Source organism: Mycobacterium sp. RTGN6 (assembly GCF_033804605.1).
Lineage (GTDB): Bacteria > Actinomycetota > Actinomycetes > Mycobacteriales > Mycobacteriaceae > Mycobacterium.
Genome location: NZ_JAPZKZ010000003.1, coordinates 177,333 through 200,782 on the forward strand (window position 1 = coordinate 177,333; position 23,450 = coordinate 200,782).

A 23,450-nucleotide genomic window follows, 5' to 3' on the forward strand; every position below is an offset into this window, starting at 1 on the left:
CTACTCGGCGGCGCGCGTCGCCGGGTGGATGGCGATGAGTCCAAGGGACTTGCGCCGCTCACACATCGCAGCCAGTTCGGCGTACGCCTTCTCACCGAGCAGCGCGGTCAGTTCGGGTGCGTAGGACTGCCACACCTGGCGGGCGCCGACGTGGGCAGCGGGATCGCCGGTGCAGTACCAGTGCAGATCGGACCCGCCCTCGCCCCAGCCGCGGCGGTCGTACTCGGTGATGGTGGTGCGCAGGATCTCCGAACCGTCGGGCCGGGTGATCCACTCCTGGCTGCGCCGGATCGGAAGCTGCCAGCAGACGTCGGGCTTCATGGTCAGCGGTTCGACGCCGAGCTTGAGCGCCTTGCTGTGCAGCGCGCACCCGATGCCGCCGGAGAACCCCGGTCGGTTGAGGAAGATGCAGGCGCCCTTGTACTTTCGCGTCCGAAAGTTGGGCTTGCCGTCGTACTCGTCCATCTCCAGGTAGCCCTTGCGGCCAAGGCCCTTCTCCCGGAACTGCCAGTCCTCGTCGGTCAACTTCTCGACCGACGTCTCGAGCTGCGCGATGTCGTCGTCGTCGGAAAGGAACGCCCCGTGGCTACAGCAACCGTCGTCGGGCCTGCCCTCGACGGTGCCCTGGCACGCCGGCGTGCCGAACACACACGTCCACCGCGACAACAGCCACGTCATGTCCGCAGCGATCAAATGCTCGGGGTTGTCGGGGTCGTAGAACTCCACCCATTCGCGGGCGAAGTCCAGCTCTACCTCCCGACCATGCGATCCGCTCACGGAAAACAACGGTAGACCCGATAACGTGGGTTGCGTGCGATTGGGCGTGCTCGACGTGGGCAGCAACACAGTTCACCTACTCGTGGTCGACGCACGGCGCGGGGGCCACCCGACGCCGATGAGTTCCACGAAGGCTTCGCTGCGGCTGGCCGAGGCCATCGACGGCTCCGGCAAGCTGACGCGCAAGGGCGCCGACAAGCTCGTCGACACCATCGACGAGTTCGCCAAGATCGCGGCAAGCTCCGGCTGCGCCGAGCTGATGGCCTTCGCCACCTCGGCCGTGCGCGACGCCAAGAACTCCGAGGACGTGCTCGCCCGCGTCAACGCCGAGACGGGCGTCGCGCTGCGCGTGCTGTCGGGCGTCGACGAATCCCGGCTGACGTTCCTGGCGGTCCGACGCTGGTACGGGTGGAGCGCGGGCCGGATCATCAACATCGACATCGGCGGCGGGTCGCTTGAGTTGTCCAGCGGCGTCGACGAGGAGCCGGAGGTCGCGTTGTCGCTTCCGCTGGGCGCCGGCAGGCTCACCAGGGAGTGGCTGCAGGAGGATCCGCCGGGCCGGCGTCGGGTCGCCATGCTGCGGGACTGGCTATCCACCGAGTTGGCCGACGCGGGCGCGAAGGTGTTGGAGAGCGGGGTGCCCGACCTGACCGTGGCGACCAGCAAGACGTTCCGCTCGCTGGCGCGACTCACCGGCGCGGCGCCCTCCGGTGCTGGACCCCGGGTGAAGAGGACACTGACAGCTGCGGGACTCAGGCAGCTCATAGCCTTCATCTCTAGGATGACCACCGCGGACCGAGCTGAGTTGGAAGGGGTGAGCGCTGAACGGGCGCCACAGATCGTGGCGGGCGCCCTGGTGGCCGAAGCGAGTATGCGAGCCCTTTCGATCGACACAGTGGACATTTGCCCGTGGGCGTTGCGTGAGGGACTAATCTTGCGGAAACTCGATAGCGAGGCCGACGGGACCGCCTTCGTTGAGGCGTCCGCGAGCTTAGCTAGGGCCAGAGGCAACAGACGATGACAGAACCTGAAGACCACAGCAGCACCAGGCCGATCTCGGTCGCCGAGTTGCTGGCCAGAAATGGCAGCATCGGCGCACCGCCGGTCGGCGGTCGTCGACGCCGTCGGCGGGGTGACAGCAACTCCGTGACCGTCGCCGAACTGACCGGCGAAATCCCGATCATCACCGACGCCACACACGTCCCCGACGAGGACGAACCGGCCGAGGAGCCGGCGTCGACCAACGGTGCCGCCGAGCACGTCGAGTCGATCGACGTGGCGGAACCAGTCGAAGCCGAGGAGCCGGCCGAGGTAACCGACGAGGTCGAGGCGATCGACGTCGAGGAGACCTCCGAAACAACGCCCGAACCGGTGGTGACCGAGGCCGAGGCCGACTACGAAGCCCATCTCGAGCAGCGCGATGCCGAGGTCGACCCGGTCGAGTTCACGCCGCCGCCCCGCCGTGCTCCGGTCGCCACTCCGCCCGCGTTCTCGGGACCCGCGGGTGGCGCCGAACAGATGAGCCCCGATCCCGTCGTGGATGACGACATCGACGACGACGAACACGACGGCGACCTCATCGAGTCGCTCAAGGGCGAGGCTCCGCTGTCGGCCGCCGACGACGCCACGCAGGCGGCGTTCGAGGTGCCGTCCTACCTGCGCTCCAACTCCGACACGTTGTTCGGCGGCCAGTCCGTCGCCGACGACCTGGCCCGTCGCGGACGTCAGCCGGGCCCGGAGGACATCGACCTCGGCGAGGACGAGCGACCGGACGTCGAAGCGTCCGAGGACGTGAAGCCGCAAGGCTCGTCGTTCCTGCGGGGCGTGTGGGTGGTCGCGCAGTGCATCCTCGCCGTGGTCTTCGGTGCGGGCCTGTTCATCGCCTTCGACCTGTTGTGGAATTGGAACAACATCGTCGCGCTGGTCTTGGCGGTGCTCGTCATCCTCGGGCTCGTCGTGGGCGTGCGCGTGGTCCGCAAGACCGAGGACATCGGCAGCACGCTGATCGCGGTGGCGGTTGGCGCCTTGGTCACATTGGGACCCCTGGTTCTGCTCAAGACGCACTGACGCGCAAAAATAGTTCCCCAGTGCGCCCTTCCATCAAGGTTGGTCTGTCCACGGCCTCGGTCTACCCATTGAGGACCGAGGCGGCCTTCGAGTACGCCGCCCGGCTCGGCTACGACGGTGTCGAGCTCATGGTGTGGGCCGAGACGGTCAGCCAGGACGTCGCGGCGATCGCCAAGCTGTCCGAGCAGTACGGGATGCCGGTGCTCAGCGTGCATGCGCCGTGCCTGCTGATCTCGCAGCGGGTGTGGGGCGCCAACCCCATCCCCAAACTCGAACGAAGCGTGCGCGCCGCCGAGGAGCTCGGTGCCCAGACGGTGGTGGTGCATCCGCCGTTCCGGTGGCAACGCCGCTACGCGGAGGGCTTCGCCGAGCAGGTCGCCGAACTCGAAGCGTCCAGCGACGTCCTGGTCGCCGTCGAGAACATGTTTCCCTTCCGGGCGGACCGCATCTTCGGAACGGGTCAACCGTCGATCCAGCGGATGCGCAAGCGCGGCGGGTCACCCGGGGCGGCGATCTCGGCGTTCGCCCCGTCGTTCGACCCGCTCGACGGCGGCCATGCCCACTTCACGCTGGACCTCTCGCATTCGGCCACCGCGGGCACCGACGCCGTCGACATGGCCCGCCGGATGGGCGACGGCCTCGTCCACCTGCATCTGTGTGACGGCAGCGGGGCTTCCACCGACGAACACCTCGTCCCCGGCCGCGGTACCCAGCCGACCGTCGAGATCTGCCAGATGCTGGCCGCCAGTGACTTCTCCGGCCACGTCATCCTCGAGGTGACGACGTCGCGTGCCCGGACCTCGGCCGAGCGCGAGGAGCTACTCGTCGAGTCGCTCGAGTTCGCGCGCGAACACCTGCTGCGCTAGGAGCGTGATGACTGAGTCCACCAGCTTCGCCGACGCGATGATGCTTACCGCCGCCGGTGACGGGGTCTATGAAGGCGTGCTGAACGAGCACTGGACCATCGGGCCCAAGGTGCACGGTGGCGCGATGCTGGCGTTGTGCGCCAACGCCGCCCGCACCGAGCATGCCGGTGACGTCCAGCCGATCGCCGTCTCCGGAAACTTCCTGTGGGCGCCCGATCCGGGGCCCATGCGGGTCGCCACCACCGTGCTCAAGCGCGGCCGCCGCGTCAGCCTGATCGACGTCGAGTTGAGCCAGGGCGACCGGGTTGCCGTGCGGGCGGCAGTGACGCTCGGCGATCCGGAGCACCGCGTCGTGCCGTTGTTGTCGGTCAACCCGGTGATCCCGCTGATGCAGCCCGACCCTCCGCCCGGGCTGGAGCCGATCGGGCCCGGCCACCCAATGGCCGACATCGTCCATCTCGCGCACGGCTGTGACATCCGGCCGTCGCTGACGACGATGCAGCCGCGTTCGGACGGCGGCCCACCCGTCATCGAGTACTGGGTCCGCCCGAGGGACGTCGCGCCGGACGCGCTGTTCGCGCTGCTGTGCGGCGACGTGTCCGCCCCGGTGACGTTCGGCGTCAATCGGTTCGGCTGGGCGCCAACGGTGCAACTGACCGCTTATCTGCGGGCGCTGCCAGCCGACGGGTGGCTCCGGGTGCTGTGTACCACCGTCCAGATCGGCCAGGACTGGTTCGACGAGGACCACATCGTCGTCGACTGCGAAGGCCACATCGTCGTGCAGAGCAGGCAACTGGCGATGGTGCCGGCCGCGCCCTAGCCAAACCGGACGTGCCATGCTTTCCCCGTGGCCAGAATTGCGATCATCGGCGCCGGGAGCATAGGCGAGGCACTGCTTTCCGGACTTCTGCGGGCGGGACGTCAGAGCAAGGACTTGGTGGTCGCCGAAAAGGACCCGGGCCGGGCGAAGTTCCTGGCTGAGAAGTATGGGGTGCAGATGTCGTCGGTGGCCGACGCCGCGGAGAACGCCACCTACATCGTGGTCGCGGTCAAGCCGTCGGATGTCGAGTCGGCGCTCGTCGACATCGCCGAAGCCGCGGCGCGGGCCGAGAACTCCAGCGCGGAACAGGTTTTCATCACCGTGGCGGCCGGGGTCAGCACGGCGTACTACGAGTCGAAGCTTCCGGCGGGCGCACCCGTCATCCGCGTCATGCCCAACGCCCCCGTCGTCGTCGGCGGGGGAGTCAGCGCGCTGGCGCGCGGGCGCTTCGCCACCGAAGAGCAGCTCAAGGAGGTCTCGGCCATCTTCGATGCGGTCGGTGGGGTGCTGACGGTGCCCGAGTCGCAGCTCGACGCCGTCACCGCGGTGTCCGGTTCGGGTCCTGCCTACTTCTTCCTGATGGTCGAGGCCCTCGTCGACGCGGGGGTCGCAGCGGGCCTGCCGCGCGGGGTGGCCACCGATCTGGTGACCCAAACGATGGCCGGTTCGGCGGCGATGTTGCTCGAACGGCTCGACGAGCAGGAGACGGCCGGGAATGGCGGTATGGGCTCGGCGACCGACACCAGCGCGGCGCAACTGCGGGCGATCGTGACGTCGCCGGGCGGCACTACCGCCGCTGGGCTGCGGGAACTCGAGCGGGGTGGCCTGCGCGCGGCGGTGGCGGACGCGGTGGCTGCTGCAAAAACACGCTCTGAGCAGCTAGGAATTACATCAGAGTAGTTCATCGATTTCTAACGAATTCCTCCACACCCGTCGCAATAACCCCATTGGCCACGCTATTCTCCTCGTTGTAAGCACGCTCTTGCGCCAGCGGTGGGGAAGCCGCTGGAGCGGCGTGCCTGATGGATTGGGTTGCGATGACGTCTATGAACGGGCCATCGGCACGCGATTCCGGCAGCGGAAAGTCGGCCGCGGCTGGCGGTGTTGGTGATGGCCAACCGCCCCGGGCTCAATTTCTCACTGTTGCCGAAGTGGCGAGCCTCATGCGGGTGAGCAAGATGACCGTTTATCGGTTGGTCCACAACGGAGAGCTGCCCGCGGTGCGGGTCGGCCGGTCATTCCGGGTGCATGCCAAGGCGGTTCACGACCTGTTGGAGACGTCGTACTTCGACGCGGGCTAGTTCGCCGCCAACGGGTGCGTTTCGTTTCCTAGGGCCGCCTTCGGTAAGGTGACCGGGTTAAGTCGTGTCAGTCTCGTGCGCGGTTCGCCGAGACTGCGGTGAGATCGCCCATTCCGCTGGAATTGCGATCTGCCCGCAGTTTCGCGCCGTGCATCGGTAGGTAGGTAGCGGAGTTTATGGGTTCAGTCATCAAGAAGCGTCGCAAGCGCATGTCGAAGAAGAAGCACCGCAAGCTGCTTCGTCGCACGCGGGTGCAGCGCAGAAAACTTGGCAAGTAGCGTCGAGCTTCTGCCGTTAGGCTGATCGCGTGGATGCTGACGGGCGAGCTGGGGGCCGACCCCAGCAGGGTTCCGGAGGCTCAGACTCCCAGGACACCGTGCACTACCCCAAGGTCGTGCTCGTCACCGGTGCATGCCGGTTCCTCGGCGGCTATCTGACCGCCAGGCTGGCGCAGGACCCGCTGATCAACCACGTCATCGCCGTCGACGCGATCGCGCCGAGCAAGGATCTGCTGCGCCGGATGGGCCGGGCCGAATTCGTTCGGGCCGACATCCGCAATCCGTTCATCGCCAAGGTGATGCGCAACGGCGAGGTCGACACCGTCGTGCACGCGGGAGCGGCCTCCTACGCCCCGCGCTCGGGTGGTCGGGCGGCGCTCAAGGAGCTCAACGTCATGGGCGCGATGCAGTTGTTCGCGGCCTGCCAGAAGGCTCCATCGGTGCGCCGGGTGGTGCTGAAGTCCACCTCCGAGGTGTACGGCTCGAGTCCCCGCGACCCGGTGCTGTTCACCGAGGCCGGACTATCGCGTCGCCCCCCTGGCGAGGGTTTCGCCCGCGACAGCGTCGACATCGAGGGTTACGCGCGTGGCTTGGCGCGGCGCAGGCCCGACATCGCGGTCACGATCCTGCGGCTGGCCAACATGATCGGCCCCGCGATGGACACCGCGCTGTCGCGCTATCTCGCGGGTCCGGTGGTGCCGTCGGTGCTCGGCCACGACGCGCGCCTGCAGCTGCTGCACGAGCAGGACGCACTCGGGGTACTCGAGCGGGCCAGCGTGGCGGGCCGTGCGGGCACCTTCAACATCGGCGCCTCCGGCATCATCATGATGTCCCAGGCGATCCGTCGGTCGGGCCGCGTCCAGCTGCCGGTGCCGCGTTCGGCGCTGGCGGCGGTGGATTCGCTGAGGCGCGCGACGCGCTACACCGAGCTCGACCGCGAACAGCTGAACTACCTGAGCTACGGCCGGGTGATGGACACCGTCCGCATGCGGAAGGACCTAGGTTACAACCCGAAATGGACCACGACGGAGGCTTTCGACGATTACGTGCGCGGTCGTGGATTGACGCCGATCGTCGACCCCGGCTGGGTACGCTCTGTCGAGAGAACCGCGGTATCTGCGGCCCAGCGTTGGGGGCGCTAGACTCAAGGTTCACCGGGGTGGGAGAAGGTATCGAAGTGGCGGGCGAGTCAAAAGCGAAAGTAATTCCGCTGCACTCGAATTCGAGCCGTGCATCGGCTCAGCGGCGGGCAGCTGCGCGGGCGGAGAGTTCGCGCCGACATCCGTCTCTGCTCTCCGACCCGGGAACCAGGGCTTCGGCCGAGCAGGTCGCTGCCGTCGTCCGTGAGATCGACGAGCGGCGCAGCTTCTCCAGCGGTGCGCCGCACGCCGCCGAGGGCCCCAACGAAATGGCCCAACGGATCGCCGGCATCGCCGAGTTCGTCCGCAGGCGGATGGCTGGCGACTACACCGTCGACGAGTTCGGCTTCGACGAACACCTCAACGAAGCAATCTTTCTGCCTTTGCTGAGAGGGCTCTTCAAGCACTGGTTCCGCGTCGAGGTCAGTGGCATCGAGCACCTGCCGTCGGAGGGCGCCGCGCTCGTCGTCGCCAACCATGCGGGCGTGCTGCCGTTCGACGGGTTGATGACTCAGGTGGCGGTGCACGACGAGCATCCCGCCAACCGCAACCTTCGACTGCTCGCCGCTGATCTCGTGTTCGACATGCCTGTGATGGGCCAGGCCGCGCGCAAGGCCGGCCACACGATGGCCTGCACGGCCGACGCGCATCGCCTGCTGGCCGCAGGGGAGCTGACCGCCGTGTTCCCCGAGGGGTACAAGGGTTTGGGCAAGCACTTCCGTGACCGGTACAAGCTGCAGCGGTTCGGCCGCGGCGGGTTCGTGGCGGCCGCGCTGCAGGCCAAGGCGCCGATCATCCCGTGCTCGATCGTCGGGTCGGAGGAGATCTACCCGATGCTCGCCGACGTGAAGCTGCTGGCCCGGCTGCTGGGACTTCCGTACTTCCCGGTGACCCCGCTGTTTCCGCTCGCCGGGCCGCTCGGGCTTGTTCCGCTGCCGTCGAAGTGGCACATCCAGTTCGGCGAGCCGATCAGCACCGAGGGCTACGACGAGTTCGCCCCCGACGATCCGATGGTCACCTTCGAGTTGACCGACCAGGTTCGCGAAACCATCCAGCAGACGCTCTATCAGCTGCTGGCCAATCGCGGGAACATGTTCCTGGGCTAAGCCCGAAATCGCTTGGCGTAAGTGCACTTACGCATTTTGCCCAGCAACCATCTTCGCGATGGCGGCGTCGCGGGCGGCCGCGATCTGGGCAGTGATCTCGTCAGTCTCTTCGGACGCCGACGCCTCACCGAGAATGGTGACGGTGCTAGTGAGCACCGGGTTGCCGTCGTCGTCGGTCACCTCGCCGCGGACCTCGGTGAGCACGGCGCCGTGCGACTCGATCACCGAGTCGAGGTACGAGTCGAACCAGAGCTTGTCACCGGCGACGATCGGGCGGTGGAAGACCAGCTTCTGGTCGCGGTGCAGCACGCGTTCCATGTTGAACGGCAGGTCGAACTGGTTGAAGATCTCCGTCTGCACCCGGCGCCCGGCCACGGCGACGAAGGTCAGCGACGCGACCAGCGTGTCGTAGCCGATCTCCTTGGCGGCGTCCTCGCTGTAGTGGGCCGGGTGCTCGTCCTTGACGGCCCGCGCGAACTCCCGCACCTTCTCGCGATTGACCTCGAAGTAGTCGGGATACCGGTAGTGCGTCCCGATGATGTCCTGGGCGATGCTCATGGTCAGCCTTGCTCCCCGCTCGTTCTAGCTGCGCGAGCTTACCAACTGTCGCTCAGCGACCGCCCTGACGCCGCGAGACGACCGCCGCGAGCGCCCCGCCCGCGGCCCCGAGCGCCAACGCCGACGGCACGCCGATGCGGGCGGCCTTTCGGGCGGTGCGGAAGTCTCGGATCTCCCAGCCGCGTTCGCGGGCGACGTCGCGCAGCGCCGCGTCGGGGTTGATGGCGACGGCCGTGCCGACCAACGACAACATGGGCACGTCGTTGAAGCTGTCCGAGTAGGCGGTGCAGCGCTTCAGGTTCAACCCCTCGCGGATGGCGAGCGACCGCACGGCGTGTGCCTTGCCAACGCCGTGCAGGATGTCACCGACGAGCCGGCCCGTGAACACGCCGTCGACGGATTCTGCGATGGTGCCAAGCGCGCCGGTGAGCCCGAGCTTGCGGGCGATGGTGGCGGCGAGTTCGTAGGGCGTCGCCGTGACAAGCCACACCTGCTGGCCCGCGTCGAGGTGCATCTGGGCGAGCGCACGGGTGCCCGGCCAGATCTTGTCGGCGATGATCTCGTCGTAGATCTCCTCGCCGACCTCGGCGAGTTCTGAGGTCTCACGGCCCTCGATGAACGCCAGGGCCTTGCGCCTGCCCGCGGCGACGTCGTCGCTGTTCTCCTTGCCCGTGAGCTGAAACTTGGCTTGCGCGTAGCCGAATCGCGCGAGGTCGCCGTAGGTGAAGAACTTGCGGGCCGCGAGTCCGCGCGCGAAGTGCACCAGCGACGAGCCCTGCACAAGCGTGTTGTCGACGTCGAAGAACGCCGCGGCCGTCAGATCGGGTGGTGGCGCGGGCGGCGCGCTCGGCGCATCGTCGACGACCTCGGCTGCGACGTCGCCGGACTCGGACACGGTTCAACAGTAAGTCACGGAATACTGGCGTTCATGGAGCATCAGGTGATCTTGCTGACACGCGCCGGGTGCAGTCTGTGTGACAAGGCGAAGGACCAGTTGGTCCGTTTGTCGGAGGAGTTCGGATTCGACCTCGGCGCCACCGACGTCGACGAAGCCGCTGCTGCAGGCGAGCCCGCGCTACGGACCGAGTACGGCGATCGACTGCCCGTCGTGCTGCTCGACGGGCGCGAACACAGCTACTGGGAGGTCGACGAGACCCGCCTGCGGGCCGATCTGAGCGCTGAGTAGGTGCCCAGCAAATTTGGTAAGCGGGCTGGTGAGCGGCTACCTTTGACGGCGTGGTGATGCGGCCGTGAGCGTACTGCTTTTCGGGGTTTCGCACCGGAGCGCGCCGGTTTCCGTGTTGGAGCAATTGAGCACTGACGAGTCCGATCAAGCCAAGATCGTCGAGCAGGTGCTTCAGTCTTCGCTGGTTACCGAGGCCATGGTGCTGTCGACCTGCAACCGGGTCGAGGTGTACGCCGTCGTCGAGGCGTTCCACGGCGGTCTTTCGGTCATCGGCTCGGTGCTCGCCGAGCATTCCGGCATGTCGCTGGGCGACCTCACCAAGTACGCCTACGTGCGCTACGCCGAGGCCGCCGTCGAGCACCTGTTCGCGGTGACCAGCGGCCTGGATTCCGCGGTGATCGGCGAGCAGCAGGTGCTCGGCCAGGTCCGCCGCGCGTATGCCGCCGCCGAGGCCAACCACACCGTCGGACGCATCCTTCACGAACTCGCGCAGCGGGCGCTGTCGGTGGGCAAGCGGGTGCACTCCGAGACCGGGATCGACGCCGCAGGCGCCTCGGTGGTGTCGGTGGCACTGGACATGGCCAGCGCGAAGCTCGACGGCTTGGCCGGGCGCTCGGCCGTCGTGGTCGGTGCGGGCGCCATGGGCGCGCTGGCCGCTGCGCATCTGGTGCGGGCGGGCATCGGCCGGGTCCACGTCGTGAACCGTTCGTTGCCACGCGCCGAGCGGTTGGTGCAGAACCTGCGCGAGCAGGGCGTCGACGCGAAGGCGTTCCCGTTCGACCACCTTCCGCCGGTGCTCACCGACGCCGACGTCGTCGTCTCCTGCACCGGTGCGGTGCGTCCCGTGGTGTCGCTGGCCGACGTGCATCGCGGTCTGGCCTACGTGCAGAAGCCGAAGCAACTGGTGATCTGCGACCTGGGGATGCCCCGCGACGTCGACCCCGCCGTCGCCGGCCTGCCCGGCGTGTACGTGGTCGACATGGACCGAATCCAGCGCGAACCCACCGCCAAGGCCGCGTCCGCGGACGCCGAAGCCGCCCGGGCGATCGTCGCGACAGAAGTAGCCAACTACCTGGCCGGACAGCGCGTCGCCGAGGTCACGCCCACGGTGACGGCGCTGCGTCAGCGGGCCGCCGACGTCGTCGAAGCCGAATTGCTGCGCCTCGACAGTCGCCTTCCCAGCCTGGAAGCCGCGCATCGCGACGAGGTCGCCCGCACCGTGCGACGCGTCGTCGACAAGCTCCTGCACGCGCCAACGGTGCGCGTCAAGCAACTGGCCAGCGCGCCCGGTGGCGACAGCTACGCCGAGGCGTTGCGAGAACTCTTCGAGCTCGACCCACAGGCGGTCGACGCCGTCGCTGGTGGCGAATTGCCTTTGGTGACAAGCGATTCCCGACTCGATGTCGACGGGACCGAGTAAACGCTTGCCGAACATTCCGCGTGATGCGGTGATCCGGATCGGCACGAGGGGCAGCCTGCTGGCGACCACCCAGGCCGGCATCATCAAGGCCGCCATCGAGGCCAAGGGGCGCGCGGCCGAACTCGTGATCATCTCCACCGCCGGTGACCGATCCGATGATCCGGTCGCCGAAATCGGCGTCGGCGTGTTCACCGCTGCGCTGCGCGAGGCCATCGCCGAAGGCACGGTCGACATGGCGGTGCACTCGTACAAGGATTTGCCGACCGCGCCCGACGACCGGTTCGTCATCGCGGCCATTCCCCGACGCGAGGATGCCCGCGACGCCCTGGTGGCCCGCGACGGAATGGTGCTAGGGGAGTTGCCCGCAGGCTCGGTGCTCGGCACGTCGAGCCCGCGGCGGGCGGCGCAGCTTAGAGCACTGGGTCTCGGTTTGGAAATTCGCCCCCTACGAGGCAACCTAGACACCAGGTTGAACAGGGTAAGTAGTGGTGATCTCGACGGCGTCGTCGTCGCCCGGGCGGGTCTGGCTCGCATCGGACGGCTCGGCGATGTCACCGAGACTCTCGAACCGGTGCAGATGTTGCCAGCACCGGCTCAAGGAGCCCTCGCGGTCGAGTGCCGCGCGGGTGACGGGGAGCTCGCCGCGCTGCTGGCGGAGTTGGATGACGCCGACACGCGCGCCGCAGTCACCGCGGAGCGAACCCTGCTCGCCGAGCTCGAAGCGGGGTGTTCTGCGCCGGTGGGAGCGATCGCGGAAGTGGTCGAGTCCATCGACGAGGAAGGCAACATCTTCGAGGAGCTGTCGCTACGCGGCTGCGTGGCGGCGCTGGACGGATCCGACGTGATCCGTGCGTCCGGCATCGGGACTCCCGAGCGGGCACGAGAGCTAGGGCTCTCGGTGGCCGCGGAGTTGTTCGAGTTGGGCGCGCGGGAGCTGTTGGTGGAGCGGACTGAAAGCGGGAGTGACGGATGACCACCCGAGGGCGCAAGCTGAAGCCCGGCCGCATCACGTTCGTCGGTGCCGGACCGGGTGACCCCGGTCTGCTGACGACGCGGGCACGAACAGTGCTCGCACACGCGGCCCTAGTATTCACCGACCCCGACGTGCCGGAGGCGGTGCTGGCCCTCATCGGCTCGGACCTGCCGCCCGCGTCGGGCCCGGCCGAGGCGACGAAGGAAACCGGCGACGCGACCGACGCCGAGCCGCCGACCCTGCCACTGCCGAGTGGCGTCGAGGTCCGCCCGGCCCTTGGCGACCCCGCCGAGGTGGCGAAGCTGCTGGCCAACGAGGCCCGCGCAGGCGCCGACGTCGTGCGGCTCGTCGCAGGTGATCCGCTGTCGGATGACGCCGTGATCACCGAAGTGACCGCATTGGCGCGCGCCCACGGGCAGTTCGAGATCGTGCCGGGGCTTCCGCCGACGACGGCGGTGCCGTCGTACGCAGGCCTTCCGCTCGGCTCGTCGCACACCGTGGCCGACGTCCGCGGCGACGTCGACTGGGCGGCGCTGGCCGCCGCGCCGGGGCCGCTGATCCTGGACGCCACCGCGTCGCACCTCCCTGAGGCCGCCCGCACGCTCATCGAGTACGGACTGGCCGAGACCACGCCGTGCGTGGTGACCGCCAACGGGACCACCTGCCAGCAGCGGTCGGTCGAGGCCACCTTGGCCGGACTGCTCGACAAAGCCACCCTCGCGAGTCCCGACCCCGCGGGTCCGCTCGCCGGGCCGCTGGTCGTGACGATCGGCAAGACCGTCGCCAACCGCGCGAAGCTGAACTGGTGGGAGAGCCGGGCGCTCTACGGCTGGACCGTGCTGGTGCCCCGCACCAAGGACCAGGCCGGGGAGATGAGCGACCGGCTCGTCAGCCACGGCGCCCTGCCCGTCGAGGTGCCGACCATCGCCGTCGAGCCTCCGCGCAGCCCCGCCCAAATGGAGCGTGCGGTCAAGGGTTTGGTCGACGGCCGCTTCCAGTGGGTGGTGTTCACCTCCACCAACGCAGTGCGTGCGGTGTGGGACAAGTTCAACGAGTTCGGTCTGGACGCTCGGGCGTTCTCCGGGGTGAAGATCGCGTGCGTCGGACAGGCCACCGCCGACCGGGTGCGGGCCTTCGGCATCAACCCCGAGTTGGTGCCGATGGGGGAGCAGTCCTCGCTGGGGCTGCTCGACGAGTTCCCGCCGTACGACGACATCTTCGACCCGGTGAACCGCGTGCTGCTGCCGCGCGCCGACATCGCGACCGAGACGCTGGCCGAGGGACTTCGCGAACGTGGCTGGGAGATCGAGGATGTGACGGCGTACCGCACGGTGCGCGCCGCACCGCCGCCCGCGCACACTCGCGAGATGATCAAGACCGGCGGCTTCGACGCGGTCTGCTTCACCTCGAGCTCGACGGTGCGCAACCTCGTCGGCATCGCGGGAAAGCCGCACGCGCGCACCATCGTGGCGTGCATCGGGCCCAAGACGGCTGAGACCGCAGCGGAATTCGGGCTGCGCGTCGACGTCCAGCCGGAGACGGCCGCGGTCGGCCCGCTGGTCGAGGCGCTCGCCGAGCACGCTGCCCGTCTGCGCGCCGAGGGTGCTTTGCCTCCGCCGCGCAAGAAGAGCCGTCGCCGCTAGGCTCGGTTCGTGACCTTTCCGAGGCATCGACCGCGCCGGCTGCGTTCCAGTCCGGCGATGCGTCGACTGGTATCGCAAACCTCCTTGGAGCCAAGGCATTTGGTGTTGCCGATGTTCGTCGCGGATGGCATCGACGAACCGAAGCCGATCGAATCGATGCCGGGCGTGGTTCAGCACACGCGTGAGTCGCTGCGGCGGGCAGCCGTCGCGGCCGTCGACGCGGGCGTCGGTGGCCTGATGATCTTCGGGGTGCCCTCCGACGACGACAAGGACGCGACGGGTTCGGCAGGCATCACCGAGGACGGCGTGCTCAACGTGGCACTGCGCGACCTCGCCGACGAGGTCGGCGACGCGACCGTACTGATGGCCGACACCTGTCTGGATGAGTTCACCGACCACGGCCACTGCGGCGTGCTGGACGCCGAGGGGCGGGTGGACAACGACGCCACCCTCGCTCGCTACGTGGAACTCGCTGTGGCGCAGGCGAATTCTGGTGTCCACGTGGTCGGGCCAAGCGGCATGATGGATGGCCAGGTCGCGGCGATCCGCGACGGGCTGGATGCGGCCGGTCACGTCGACGTTGCGATCTTGGCGTATGCGGCGAAGTTCGCATCCGGTTTCTACGGGCCGTTCCGCGAGGCGGTGTCCTCGAGCCTGCAGGGCGATCGTCGTACCTACCAACAGGATCCGGGCAATGCCCGCGAGGCGCGCCACGAGATCGAGCTCGACATCGCCGAAGGTGCGGACATGGTGATGGTCAAGCCAGCGATGGCCTACCTCGATCTGGTTCGCGCCGCCGCCGATGTCTCACCGGTTCCGGTGGCGGCCTATCAGGTGTCTGGCGAGTACTCGATGATCAGCGCGGCCGCGGCCAACGGCTGGATCGACATGCGGACCGTCGCGCTGGAGACGTTGATCGGCATCCGCCGCGCAGGCGCCGACATCGTGCTCACCTACTGGGCGGCCGACGTCGCCGGCTGGCTGGCGTGAGCGAACCCACCGCAGGCTCGCCAAAGGACTTGCCAGAAGACGTCGTCACCGGCTTCTGGCTGTGGGTCGTCGCGCTGCCGCTGATGGTCCTCGGGTACGTCGTCGCGGTGGTGAGCGCACCCGGCTCGACCCCGGCTTGGCTGGTCAATGCGACGACCGCGGTGTTTGCGGTCAATACGGCGGCGATCGTGACGACGTTCCTACTTCTGATGCGGCAGGGCTACCGGTGGGCGCGCACCGCACTCACCGGGGGTGGCGCCGCGTCGGTGGTGTTCGTCTGTTCGAACCTCTTGCGGTCGGACCCGCCTCCCGCGGTGGCCGTGGTTTTCGCGGTCGCGGCGATCGTCGGTTCGGTGCTGATCGTGGGCGGCATCTTCGTGCTGCACCGCAAGGACGCCCACGATTACTTCGTTCGCTGAGCCGCTAGGCTGACCCGAACATGTCCGCATCACCGCCAGCGCCGCCGAGTCGGCCCCGGGTCGTCAACGCCGCTTTTTGGGCATGGCTGGCGGCCGCCACCCTGACCGCGGCGCTCGGGCTGCTGCAGCTGAGCGAGCCTGCGCCCCTCTTCTTCCGGCTGATCGGCGCGGTACTTCTGATCGTCGGGCTCGCTCAGGGCTTCCTGACGGGACGCGCCCGCAACGGCGACCCCCGCTTCGCGCGGGCGGCCCTGGCGCTGGCGATGACGACCGTCGTGCTCAACGCGATCATGCTGTTCATATTCGGCGCCGGGCCGCTGGCGCTGGTCTTGATCGCCCTCATCATGGCGTTGCTCATCATGGGCACGTTCAGCATCACCAGGCCGGAGGCGCAGGCATGGCTCAATCGGAAGCCCGAGGCGTGACCGACAGCGGCAACGTCACCGACGAGATCCTGTTCTCCGAGCCGGGCGCGAGTTGGAAATGGATACTTGTCGGTCCGGGTTCGGGCATCGCGATGGCGCTCATCCAGATGTCATCGGGGCTCGGCTTTCAGCCACTGGTGCCCAGCGTGTTCCTGGTGCTGGTGACGGGGTTCCTCTGGATTCAGATCAAGGCCGCTCGCATCCACACCTCCGTGGAACTGACGGCCCAGTACCTGCGGCAGGGCGCCGAAACCATCCGCCTCTCCGAGATCGTGAAGATCTATCCGGAGGCCGGGGGTGCCGAGCTGCAGAAGTGGGAGTCGGCGCGTGCACTCGGCGAGCTGACGGGCGTGCCACGCGGCCGCAAGGGCATCGGGCTCAAGCTCACGGGAGACCGGATGGCGCAGGCGTGGGCGCGCAAGTACAAGTACAAGCAGCTGCGTGAGGCGTTGATCGCCGCGGTGGGCGAGCGGCCGGCGTGACGAACCGGAGGATCGCGGTCGTTCAGCTGGCCGTGGCCATCGCGGCGGCCGTCGGATGCGTGCTGTGCTGGTTCGCGTCCCGCTCGTTGGAGGTGGTCGCACCCATCCTCGATGGCGAGCCCGCGAAGTCGTCACTGGTGTACGACCCGCCCTGGATTGCATTGGCGGTGCTCCTTGCGGCGGTCGCCGGAGTGGCCGCGGTGTCCGGGGTCGCCCGGCTGCGTCGCAGCTGATCCGCTGCGCCCTACCGCGAGCGCGCGTGTCTGCGGGCGACGCGCCGCTGACAAACGGGAGAACGCGCGCGCTCGCGGTCAGAACAAGCCACGGTGAGCCCGCTCACATAAGTTCGGTACAAAGTGCGAAATCTGTAACACTGTTCCGCATGACCGAATTGGCAGAGAACGCCCAGCAGACGGATGCGCTCCCACTTGGTCCGGAGTCGCTGGTGTGGCGCTACTTCGGCGACAACCGGATGTACCTGATCGGCCCCAGGCCAGCGGTGCTGCAGAACATGCTGGCCGAACTGGGCCAGGGCGTGCTCGATCACTCGGTGTTCTTCGCCGATACCGCGGCCCGGGTCAAGCGGTCGATCCCGCCGATCATGATGACGGTGTACGGCTCCAGTGACGACAACCCCGGCGAGCAGGTGCGCGACTTCCACCGAAACATCAAGGGCGAGCTGCCCGACGGAAACCGCTACCACGCGCTCGACCCCGACACCTACTTCTGGGCGCACGCCACCTTCGTCGAGCAGGTGCTCTACTTCGCCGACACCTTCGTCAAGCGCCTGACCGACGCCGAGAAGGAGCAGATCTATCTCGAGTCCAAGACGTGGTACCGCCGCTACGGCGTCAGCGACCGGCCGATGCCGACCGACTATGCGGGTTTCCAACAGTATTGGGACCGGATGATCGACGAGACCGTCGTCGCCCATCCCACCGCGCAGTACGGCGTCGGCTACGTCACCAAGGGCTTCCCGCGCCCCAAGGGAGTGTCGCCGGTGGCGTGGCGGCTGGTGGCTCCGGTGTTCAACCCGATGGCTGCGTTCCTCACCACCGGCGGCATGCCCCCTCGGGCACGTGACCTGCTCGGGCTGCCGTGGAGCGACCGCAAGGAGAAGGCCTACCAGCGCTTCGCGGCGGCGTGGCGGAGCAAGCCTGTCAACTGGATCTGGGATCGTCTTCCCATGCGGTTGCGGTACAACAAATTCGCGCAGACGGGCTATGGCCGCGGCTGATCCCGGAGGGGCCATCCTCGACGCGGCGCTGCTCGAGTTCGAGCGGCACGGCGTCCGCCGCGTCGCGCTCGACGACGTCGCGCGGCGGGCAGGTGTCAGCCGCACCACCATCTACCGGCGCTTCGCCAACCGCGACGAACTGGTGGCAGCCGTCATCGAGCGGGAGAACGCCGACCTCTTCGCCGACATCGCCGCCGAACTGAAACACGCAGGGCCACAATCGAACTACTACGTCGAGGCCTTCACGCTGTCGATCCTGCGGTTCCGGCGCCACCGCGTGCTCAACCAGCTGGTGACCGAGGATCCAGCGTTCGTTCTGGAGCTCGCCCATCACCACTGGAGTGCGGCGATCGAGCGGATGGCCGAGGCGCTGCGGGTGATCTTTCCCGCGGGCTTCGCGGACCGAATCGGTGAGCAGGCCGTCAGCGACCTCGCCGACACCATCCTGCGGTACGCCGCGATGGTGCTGATGCTGCCAAGCGCCACCCCGTTGGACACGGCCGATGACATTCGGGCGTTTGCCACCACCCACTTCCTGCCGAGCCTGCCCGCTGCGCTGCGCTCGGTGCCGGTGTAGGGCTGCTCAACCGAAGAAGATGCAGGTGGGGTCGTCGTCGATTTCGGCGAGAAGTGTCGCGACGTCCTGCGTCGGCTCGACGAGATCGTAGACGTGAAAGTTCGAATCCCGATCCGCCCAGTAGAGCTCCCATCCTCGGGATCGGGTAAACCGCAGTCGGGCGAACGAGACTCGGAACCAATCGCTGCCGGGATCGTCGGGAAGTGTTGGCCGGCATTCCACCAGCGTCAGTGCGTTGCGATACAGGTCCAATTCGTATCGCAGCTGGCTGGCCACATGCGCGGGCATGTCCGAGTTGAGCGCTTCAACCCAATTGCGGACAACCGCGACGTCTTCCTCCGGCAGGGGCATCGTCTGTCTAGGGTAAATGCGCATGACGCCGCTGGATCGCATTGCCCCCGCATTCATCGACATGGCGCACTCCATCGTGTGGGCCTCGGTCGTCACCGTCGATCGTGACGGCAAGCCGCGCAGCCGCATCCTGCATCCGATCTGGGAGTGGGACGGCACCGACCTCGTCGGCTGGGTCGCCACGGTGCCGACGCCGCTGAAGCACGCCCACCTCCACGCCCATCCCGAGGTGGCCGTGAGCTACTGGACCAGCAGTCAGGACACCTGCAGCGCCGAGTGCACCGCGCAGTTGTACGTCGACGACGACACGCGAAAAGCTGTGTGGGACAAGTTCGCCAACGGTCCCGACCCCGTCGGCTACGACCCGTTCGTCATCCCGATGTGGGCCGACGGGCCGACGTCCGAACAGTTCGCAGCGATCCGATTGAGCCCCTACCGGCTACGCGTGATGCCGGGCACCGTGATGACCAAGGGCGAGGGCGAAACGCTCACCTGGCATCACGGCTGAGCAGCACGGCTTCGTCGAAGGGCAGCCGCGCGAAGATCGGCCGCCACGCGCCCTTCACCGACGGCGCCGCCTCGGCCTTCGACATCACTCGCGGGTCAACGAGTTCGAAGGTCTTGCCGTAGCGGCGCATTCGGCCGCCGCCGGCGGCGGTGATGTTCTTCAGCCAGTCGCGGTTCGGCCCGTAGGTGAGCAGAATCGCCACTCCGTCGTCGGTGCTGAACACCGTCAACGGCGTGCGGAACTGCTTGCCCGACTTGCGGCCGACGTGTTCGAGAATTCCCATGGTCGGTATCCAGCCGGCCCACAGCCGCTGGATGGGGTTGGTCACGTGACGGTTGAACCGGGCCAACCATTGCGGTAACTGCATGACACCATCCAACTCGCACCCGGTGGTCTACTCAAGTGCCTCGTCGACCTTGAGCGGTCGGTGCTCGATGAGATCGCGTACCCCACCCGCGCCGAGCCGCTCTCGGAACTCTTGCACCGTGTAGCCGATGACCGTCGCCTCGGTGCGGGCACGAACCGTCGCAGAGCGTGGCAGGTGGAAGAGCGGCCCGATCTCGCCGAAGTAGTCGCCAGGCGTGACGAGCTTGAGGAATTCCTCTCCGCCGCCTGCCAATTCGCGCACGATCTCCAACTCGCCCTCGGACACGACGTAGATCAGATCGCCCATCGTGCCCTGCTCGAAGAGCACGGTGCCCGCATCCACCGACACCGTCTCGGGGGACCGGTTGGTGATCGCCATTTCCGGCACCAGCTCGACGATGCGGTCGGCCAGCGGCAGGATCCTGCTGTCGTGGGTGGCGACCACCACCATGCGGTCGCCCGAGGCGAGCTCGCGGATGATTCGCAACACTTCTTCGACCTGGATGAAGTCCAGGTGTGCCGTTGGCTCGTCGGCCAGCACCAGGGGTGGGTCCAGCGCGATCGCCCTCGCGACGGCGACGCGCTGCTGCTGGCCTCCGCTGAGGTCGCGGGGATGGTGGGTCATCCTGTCTTGCAAGCCGACTCGGGTAAGCAGCTCCTTCGCCCGCGTGCGCGCCTCGCTACGGGGAATGCCTGCTGCGTGCATCGGCACCATGACGTTTTCGAGCGCGCTGAGGCTTGGCACCAGGTTGAACGCCTGGAACACGATGCCCACGGTCTCGCGCCGATAAGTCGAGAGCCCGCGGGCATCGAGGGAGGTCACGTCGACGTCGCCGAACTTGATCGCCCCGCCCTGGGGGCGCAGGATTCCGCCGAGGCACGACAACAACGTCGTCTTTCCACAACCGCTGGGACCCAACAGGATTACCAGTGATCCGGCGGCCACGTCGAGGTTGAGCCCGTCGATTGGCCTGACCGCGTATCCGCCGCTCGAGTACTCGACGACGAGGTTCTGGATGGACAGATCTCCCACGGTCTAGGGACCTCCGAACGCCAGCGCGGGATCGACGGATACCGCACGATGAAGTCCAGTGGCGCTGGCCACCAGGCCGATCACGACCGCGATCACCGGCAGTGCCACGAACGCTGACACCGGCACGATCACCTGCATCGGGAACAGTGGCCCAAGCAGCATCGAGAGCACGGCGCCCACTAGTGCCGCGAGCAGTGCCACGATGATCGACTGCATGGCCAACCCGGCGGCGATGCTACGAGTCGGGACGCCGATTGCCTTGAACACCGCGAAGTCTCGAAGCCGTTCGAGCGCGGAGAGGTAGATCACCGAGCCCACGATCAACGCCGCGACGATCCACAGCAGGATGGCGACGATGGTGATCGCGTCGACGGCCACCTTCAGTGGCCGCATGAGGTCGGCGATGGCGCCTGCGCGGTCGATGGCCTGATAGCCGGCCGGGACGCGATCGAGCTTGCCCTTGATGCCGATCGACGCGACCAGCTGCTGGCCGCCGTACACCACTTGTTGAGCGCCCGCGGTGGTGAAGAAGATGTTGGGCAGGTTGGCCAGCGCTGTCGAGTTGTCCACGATGCCGACGATGCGCAGCTTGCGCGAGGCGATCTCGATCTCGTCGCCCAGCTGGCGTCCAAGCGTGCTGGAAACCGCCACCTCGTCGGGTGTCGATGGGGCCCGGCCTTCGGAGGTGACGGGCATGCCGGGGCCGTGCTCGGGGGCGCCGAAGAGGTCGGCATTGCGCGTCGAATCACCGCTGGTGACCGTCCCGCCCGCGTACGTAAGCGGTGCCGATGCGGTGACACCCGGGGTCGCGGCGATCCGCCCGAGTTCAGTGGGGGCGAATGGCGTCGCCCCGACGAACGGGCCCGACGCGCCCTCCTTCACCAGGAACACGTCGACGCTAAGCGCATCGACGGTCTTCGCGGCCTCCACCCGGAAGCCGTTCGCGAGCCCGGTGAGCACCAGCGTCATCGCGAAGATGATGGCGGTGCTCAGCACCGCGATGACAAAACGCCGTTTCCGCCACTGCATGTCGCGCAGCGCGGCGATCAACATGCTTCGACGTTACCGACGCCTGCTGATCCTCACCTCCGGTTTCGATCAGGTTCAGTGCCAGCGAACCTTTGCATTAGGCCGTCACGGCGACCAAACTCGTAACTCATGGCCTACCTCAAGCCCCCGTGGTTCACCGCCAGGATCTTCAACCGGCTCGCGATGGCCTTCGGCATCGGCGGCAGCGAAACGCTCACCGTGATCAAGCGCGGCAGCAAGCAGCCCCAACAGATTCCGGTGGTCGTGCCGGAGGTCGACGGGATCAAGTACCTGGTGTCGACGCGCGGCGAGTCGGAGTGGGTGCGCAACGTGCGGGCCGAGCCGAACGTCACGCTCGGCGACACCAGGTTCGTCGCAGCCGAGGTGCCCGTCGAGCAGCGCGCCCCGATCATCGCCGCCTACCGGCCGCTGGCGGGCAAGGTCGTCGAGGGCTACTGGCGCCAACTTCCCGACGACGCCGACCACCCGACCTTCGCGTTGACGCCCCTGTCGTAGGCATGCTCGATTCAACGACAAGACCGGGCGACGTCAGCGCGCTGCCGCTCACGCCTAAGAACCCACTGCCGTACTGGCGGCTACTGAAGGCGGTGCGGGCCCTCGACACCGGCCAAGAGCTGATCCGGGATGCGGGCGGCCCGATCACCCGCGTCGGCTTCGGGCCGAAGTGGCTGCTGCCCCAGCTGGTTGCGGTGATGTCGCCCAACGGGATTCGTGACGTGCTCGGCCGCAACGACGCGTTCGCCGAGCGCTGCGTCGTCCATGACGAAGTGCGGCACCTGGCCGGCGACAGCTTGTTCGTGCTGCCCAACGAACCGTGGCGGCCTCGCAAGCGTGCGCTGCAGCCGGTGTTCACCAAACTCAACGTCCATTCGTTCGGCGGCCACATGGCCAAGGCGGCGCAGGCCGTCGTCGACACGTGGCGCGACGGGATGGAGGTCGACCTCGACGCCGCGTGCCGCAGGCTCACCATGCGGTCGCTGGGGCGGTCGGTGCTTGGCATCGACCTCAACGACAACGCAGAGGTCATCGCCGAGCACATGCACGTCGCGTCCTCCTACACCGCCGACCGTGCGCTGCGGCCGTTCCGAGCGCCGCGCTGGTTGCCGACCCCGGCACGCAAGCGGGCCCGCACCGCCGTCGCGGCGATGCGCCAGGTCACCGCCGACATCTTGGCGGCCTGCCGGGCCGACCCGACCCGCGACGCACCGCTAGTGCGTGCCCTGCTTGCGGCGTCGGATCCGGAGACCGGGCAGCCGATCTCCGACGACGACATCTGCAACGACCTGCTGATCTTCATGCTGGCCGGTCACGACACGACCGCGACCGCGTTGACGTACGCGCTGTGGGCCCTCGGGCACCACGACGACGTCCAGAGTCGCGTCGCCGCCGAGGCGGCCGAACTCGGCGACCGCGAACTGACGGCGCAAGACGTCACCCGGCTCGGATACACCACCCAGGTGCTCCGCGAGGCCCTGCGCCTGTGCCCGCCGGCTGCCGGTGTCGGGCGGTTGGCGGTGCGCGACATCGACGTGGACGGCTACCGGGTGGAGGCGGGCACCCTGATCGCGGTCGGGATATACGCCCTGCACCGCGACCCGGCGCTGTGGCCCGACCCGCTGGTCTTCGACCCCGATCGGTTCAGCCCCGAGCGCATGAAGGGACGCGACCGCTGGCACTTCGTTCCCTTCGCAGGCGGGGCCAGGTCGTGTATCGGTGAGCACTTCGCGATGCTGGAGACGACGCTGGCGCTCGCCACGATCGTCCGCTCCACCCGGCTCAGCTCGCTGCACGACGAATTTCCCGTCGACGTGCCGTTCACCACCGTCGCGCGGGGCCCGATCCCGGCCCGTGTCGAGACGCGGCGCTGACCAACCCTCG

Annotated in this window: 30 protein-coding genes; 23 read left to right on the forward strand and 7 right to left on the reverse strand. The window is 67.9% G+C overall.

Going from position 1 to position 23,450, the window contains the following annotated elements; all coding sequences use genetic code 11:
- Positions 1 to 777: a hypothetical protein gene (locus SLQ33_RS08890; RefSeq protein ID WP_319453457.1), complete on the reverse strand. Its 777-nt coding sequence runs from the start codon at positions 775 to 777 to the stop codon at positions 1 to 3.
- A gap of 34 nt (positions 778 to 811) precedes the next feature.
- Between SLQ33_RS08890 and SLQ33_RS08895 the strand changes: the two genes are divergently transcribed.
- The 9 genes from SLQ33_RS08895 (at position 812) to SLQ33_RS08935 (ending at position 8,354) form a co-directional block, all read left to right on the forward strand.
- A complete protein-coding gene (locus tag SLQ33_RS08895) occupies positions 812 to 1,798 on the forward strand; it encodes a Ppx/GppA phosphatase family protein (protein ID WP_319453458.1) in 987 nt (328 codons plus the stop codon).
- Positions 1,795 to 2,844: a hypothetical protein gene (locus SLQ33_RS08900; RefSeq protein ID WP_319453459.1), complete on the forward strand. Its 1,050-nt coding sequence runs from the start codon at positions 1,795 to 1,797 to the stop codon at positions 2,842 to 2,844. The genes SLQ33_RS08895 and SLQ33_RS08900 overlap by 4 nt, the downstream gene beginning before the upstream one ends.
- A 20-nt stretch (positions 2,845 to 2,864) precedes the next feature.
- Complete coding sequence (locus SLQ33_RS08905; RefSeq protein WP_319453460.1) at positions 2,865 to 3,710, forward strand: sugar phosphate isomerase/epimerase; 846 nt, start codon at positions 2,865 to 2,867, stop codon at positions 3,708 to 3,710.
- A 7-nt stretch (positions 3,711 to 3,717) separates the two neighbouring features.
- The gene (locus tag SLQ33_RS08910) at positions 3,718 to 4,530 is read left to right on the forward strand and encodes a thioesterase family protein (RefSeq protein WP_319453461.1); all 813 of its coding nucleotides are present in this window, start codon (positions 3,718 to 3,720) and stop codon (positions 4,528 to 4,530) included.
- A 27-nt stretch (positions 4,531 to 4,557) separates the two neighbouring features.
- Positions 4,558 to 5,430 carry a pyrroline-5-carboxylate reductase gene (gene proC, locus SLQ33_RS08915; RefSeq protein ID WP_319453462.1) on the forward strand — a complete coding sequence of 291 codons (873 nt, stop codon included), beginning with the start codon at positions 4,558 to 4,560 and terminating at the stop codon, positions 5,428 to 5,430.
- Between the two features lie 137 nt (positions 5,431 to 5,567).
- Positions 5,568 to 5,831 carry a helix-turn-helix domain-containing protein gene (locus tag SLQ33_RS08920; RefSeq protein ID WP_319453463.1) on the forward strand — a complete coding sequence of 88 codons (264 nt, stop codon included), beginning with the start codon at positions 5,568 to 5,570 and terminating at the stop codon, positions 5,829 to 5,831.
- A 176-nt stretch (positions 5,832 to 6,007) separates the two neighbouring features.
- On the forward strand, positions 6,008 to 6,109 hold the full coding sequence (locus SLQ33_RS08925; protein ID WP_003402602.1) for a 30S ribosomal protein bS22: 102 nt from the start codon (positions 6,008 to 6,010) through the stop codon (positions 6,107 to 6,109).
- Between the two features lie 98 nt (positions 6,110 to 6,207).
- On the forward strand, positions 6,208 to 7,251 hold the full coding sequence (locus tag SLQ33_RS08930; protein WP_319453825.1) for an SDR family oxidoreductase: 1,044 nt from the start codon (positions 6,208 to 6,210) through the stop codon (positions 7,249 to 7,251).
- A gap of 35 nt (positions 7,252 to 7,286) precedes the next feature.
- Complete coding sequence (locus SLQ33_RS08935) at positions 7,287 to 8,354, forward strand: lysophospholipid acyltransferase family protein (RefSeq protein WP_319453826.1); 1,068 nt, start codon at positions 7,287 to 7,289, stop codon at positions 8,352 to 8,354.
- Positions 8,355 to 8,381: 27 nt separating this feature from the next.
- On the opposite strand, the gene SLQ33_RS08940 is transcribed toward SLQ33_RS08935, so the two are convergent.
- Positions 8,382 to 8,912, reverse strand: coding sequence for a MaoC family dehydratase N-terminal domain-containing protein (locus tag SLQ33_RS08940; RefSeq protein ID WP_319453464.1), 531 nt, complete (start codon positions 8,910 to 8,912; stop codon positions 8,382 to 8,384).
- A gap of 52 nt (positions 8,913 to 8,964) precedes the next feature.
- Complete coding sequence (locus SLQ33_RS08945) at positions 8,965 to 9,807, reverse strand: HAD-IB family hydrolase (RefSeq protein ID WP_319453465.1); 843 nt, start codon at positions 9,805 to 9,807, stop codon at positions 8,965 to 8,967.
- Positions 9,808 to 9,840: 33 nt separating this feature from the next.
- Between SLQ33_RS08945 and SLQ33_RS08950 the strand changes: the two genes are divergently transcribed.
- From SLQ33_RS08950 to SLQ33_RS09000, 11 genes are all read left to right on the forward strand, one after another.
- The gene (locus SLQ33_RS08950; RefSeq protein WP_319453466.1) at positions 9,841 to 10,098 is read left to right on the forward strand and encodes a glutaredoxin family protein; all 258 of its coding nucleotides are present in this window, start codon (positions 9,841 to 9,843) and stop codon (positions 10,096 to 10,098) included.
- Between the two features lie 64 nt (positions 10,099 to 10,162).
- Positions 10,163 to 11,518, forward strand: coding sequence for a glutamyl-tRNA reductase (locus SLQ33_RS08955; RefSeq protein WP_319453467.1), 1,356 nt, complete (start codon positions 10,163 to 10,165; stop codon positions 11,516 to 11,518).
- 28 nt (positions 11,519 to 11,546) lie between these two features.
- The gene (hemC, locus tag SLQ33_RS08960; RefSeq protein ID WP_319453827.1) at positions 11,547 to 12,491 is read left to right on the forward strand and encodes a hydroxymethylbilane synthase; all 945 of its coding nucleotides are present in this window, start codon (positions 11,547 to 11,549) and stop codon (positions 12,489 to 12,491) included.
- Complete coding sequence (locus SLQ33_RS08965) at positions 12,488 to 14,134, forward strand: bifunctional uroporphyrinogen-III C-methyltransferase/uroporphyrinogen-III synthase (RefSeq protein WP_319453468.1); 1,647 nt, start codon at positions 12,488 to 12,490, stop codon at positions 14,132 to 14,134. The genes hemC and SLQ33_RS08965 overlap by 4 nt, the downstream gene beginning before the upstream one ends.
- Positions 14,135 to 14,143: 9 nt before the next feature.
- Positions 14,144 to 15,124 carry a porphobilinogen synthase gene (hemB, locus tag SLQ33_RS08970; protein ID WP_319453469.1) on the forward strand — a complete coding sequence of 327 codons (981 nt, stop codon included), beginning with the start codon at positions 14,144 to 14,146 and terminating at the stop codon, positions 15,122 to 15,124.
- Positions 15,121 to 15,543, forward strand: coding sequence for a hypothetical protein (locus SLQ33_RS08975; RefSeq protein WP_319453470.1), 423 nt, complete (start codon positions 15,121 to 15,123; stop codon positions 15,541 to 15,543). Before hemB ends, SLQ33_RS08975 begins: the two co-directional genes overlap by 4 nt.
- 20 nt (positions 15,544 to 15,563) lie before the next feature.
- Positions 15,564 to 15,968, forward strand: coding sequence for a hypothetical protein (locus SLQ33_RS08980; protein WP_319453471.1), 405 nt, complete (start codon positions 15,564 to 15,566; stop codon positions 15,966 to 15,968).
- Complete coding sequence (locus SLQ33_RS08985) at positions 15,941 to 16,450, forward strand: DUF3093 domain-containing protein (protein WP_319453472.1); 510 nt, start codon at positions 15,941 to 15,943, stop codon at positions 16,448 to 16,450. The genes SLQ33_RS08980 and SLQ33_RS08985 overlap by 28 nt, the downstream gene beginning before the upstream one ends.
- Positions 16,447 to 16,683: a hypothetical protein gene (locus SLQ33_RS08990; protein WP_319453473.1), complete on the forward strand. Its 237-nt coding sequence runs from the start codon at positions 16,447 to 16,449 to the stop codon at positions 16,681 to 16,683. The genes SLQ33_RS08985 and SLQ33_RS08990 overlap by 4 nt, the downstream gene beginning before the upstream one ends.
- Before the next feature lie 149 nt (positions 16,684 to 16,832).
- A complete protein-coding gene (locus SLQ33_RS08995; protein WP_319453474.1) occupies positions 16,833 to 17,687 on the forward strand; it encodes an oxygenase MpaB family protein in 855 nt (284 codons plus the stop codon).
- Entirely contained in the window at positions 17,674 to 18,264 is a 591-nt protein-coding gene (locus SLQ33_RS09000; RefSeq protein ID WP_319453475.1) for a helix-turn-helix domain-containing protein, read from the forward strand. Before SLQ33_RS08995 ends, SLQ33_RS09000 begins: the two co-directional genes overlap by 14 nt.
- Positions 18,265 to 18,270: 6 nt before the next feature.
- Here the strand turns inward: SLQ33_RS09000 and SLQ33_RS09005 are convergent, their stop codons facing one another.
- Positions 18,271 to 18,615, reverse strand: coding sequence for a DUF3024 domain-containing protein (locus SLQ33_RS09005; RefSeq protein WP_319453476.1), 345 nt, complete (start codon positions 18,613 to 18,615; stop codon positions 18,271 to 18,273).
- A gap of 22 nt (positions 18,616 to 18,637) precedes the next feature.
- Here SLQ33_RS09005 and SLQ33_RS09010 point away from each other — a divergent pair, with 22 nt between their 5' ends.
- Positions 18,638 to 19,123 carry a pyridoxamine 5'-phosphate oxidase family protein gene (locus tag SLQ33_RS09010; protein ID WP_319453477.1) on the forward strand — a complete coding sequence of 162 codons (486 nt, stop codon included), beginning with the start codon at positions 18,638 to 18,640 and terminating at the stop codon, positions 19,121 to 19,123.
- Here the strand turns inward: SLQ33_RS09010 and SLQ33_RS09015 are convergent.
- Genes SLQ33_RS09015 through SLQ33_RS09025 form a run of 3 tightly spaced genes read right to left on the reverse strand, consistent with a single transcriptional unit; the run spans position 19,104 to position 21,575 of the window.
- The gene (locus tag SLQ33_RS09015) at positions 19,104 to 19,490 is read right to left on the reverse strand and encodes a nitroreductase family deazaflavin-dependent oxidoreductase (RefSeq protein WP_319453478.1); all 387 of its coding nucleotides are present in this window, start codon (positions 19,488 to 19,490) and stop codon (positions 19,104 to 19,106) included. The genes SLQ33_RS09010 and SLQ33_RS09015 overlap by 20 nt on opposite strands.
- A 27-nt stretch (positions 19,491 to 19,517) precedes the next feature.
- Positions 19,518 to 20,522 carry an ATP-binding cassette domain-containing protein gene (locus SLQ33_RS09020; protein ID WP_319453479.1) on the reverse strand — a complete coding sequence of 335 codons (1,005 nt, stop codon included), beginning with the start codon at positions 20,520 to 20,522 and terminating at the stop codon, positions 19,518 to 19,520.
- A 3-nt stretch (positions 20,523 to 20,525) separates the two neighbouring features.
- Positions 20,526 to 21,575, reverse strand: coding sequence for an ABC transporter permease (locus SLQ33_RS09025; RefSeq protein ID WP_319453480.1), 1,050 nt, complete (start codon positions 21,573 to 21,575; stop codon positions 20,526 to 20,528).
- Positions 21,576 to 21,680: 105 nt separating this feature from the next.
- Here SLQ33_RS09025 and SLQ33_RS09030 point away from each other — a divergent pair, with 105 nt between their 5' ends.
- Positions 21,681 to 22,067 (forward strand): nitroreductase/quinone reductase family protein, encoded by a 387-nt coding sequence (locus tag SLQ33_RS09030; RefSeq protein WP_319453481.1) that lies wholly within the window; start codon positions 21,681 to 21,683, stop codon positions 22,065 to 22,067.
- Between the two features lie 2 nt (positions 22,068 to 22,069).
- A complete protein-coding gene (locus SLQ33_RS09035) occupies positions 22,070 to 23,440 on the forward strand; it encodes a cytochrome P450 (RefSeq protein WP_319453482.1) in 1,371 nt (456 codons plus the stop codon).
- The last annotated feature ends 10 nt before the right edge of the window (positions 23,441 to 23,450 follow it).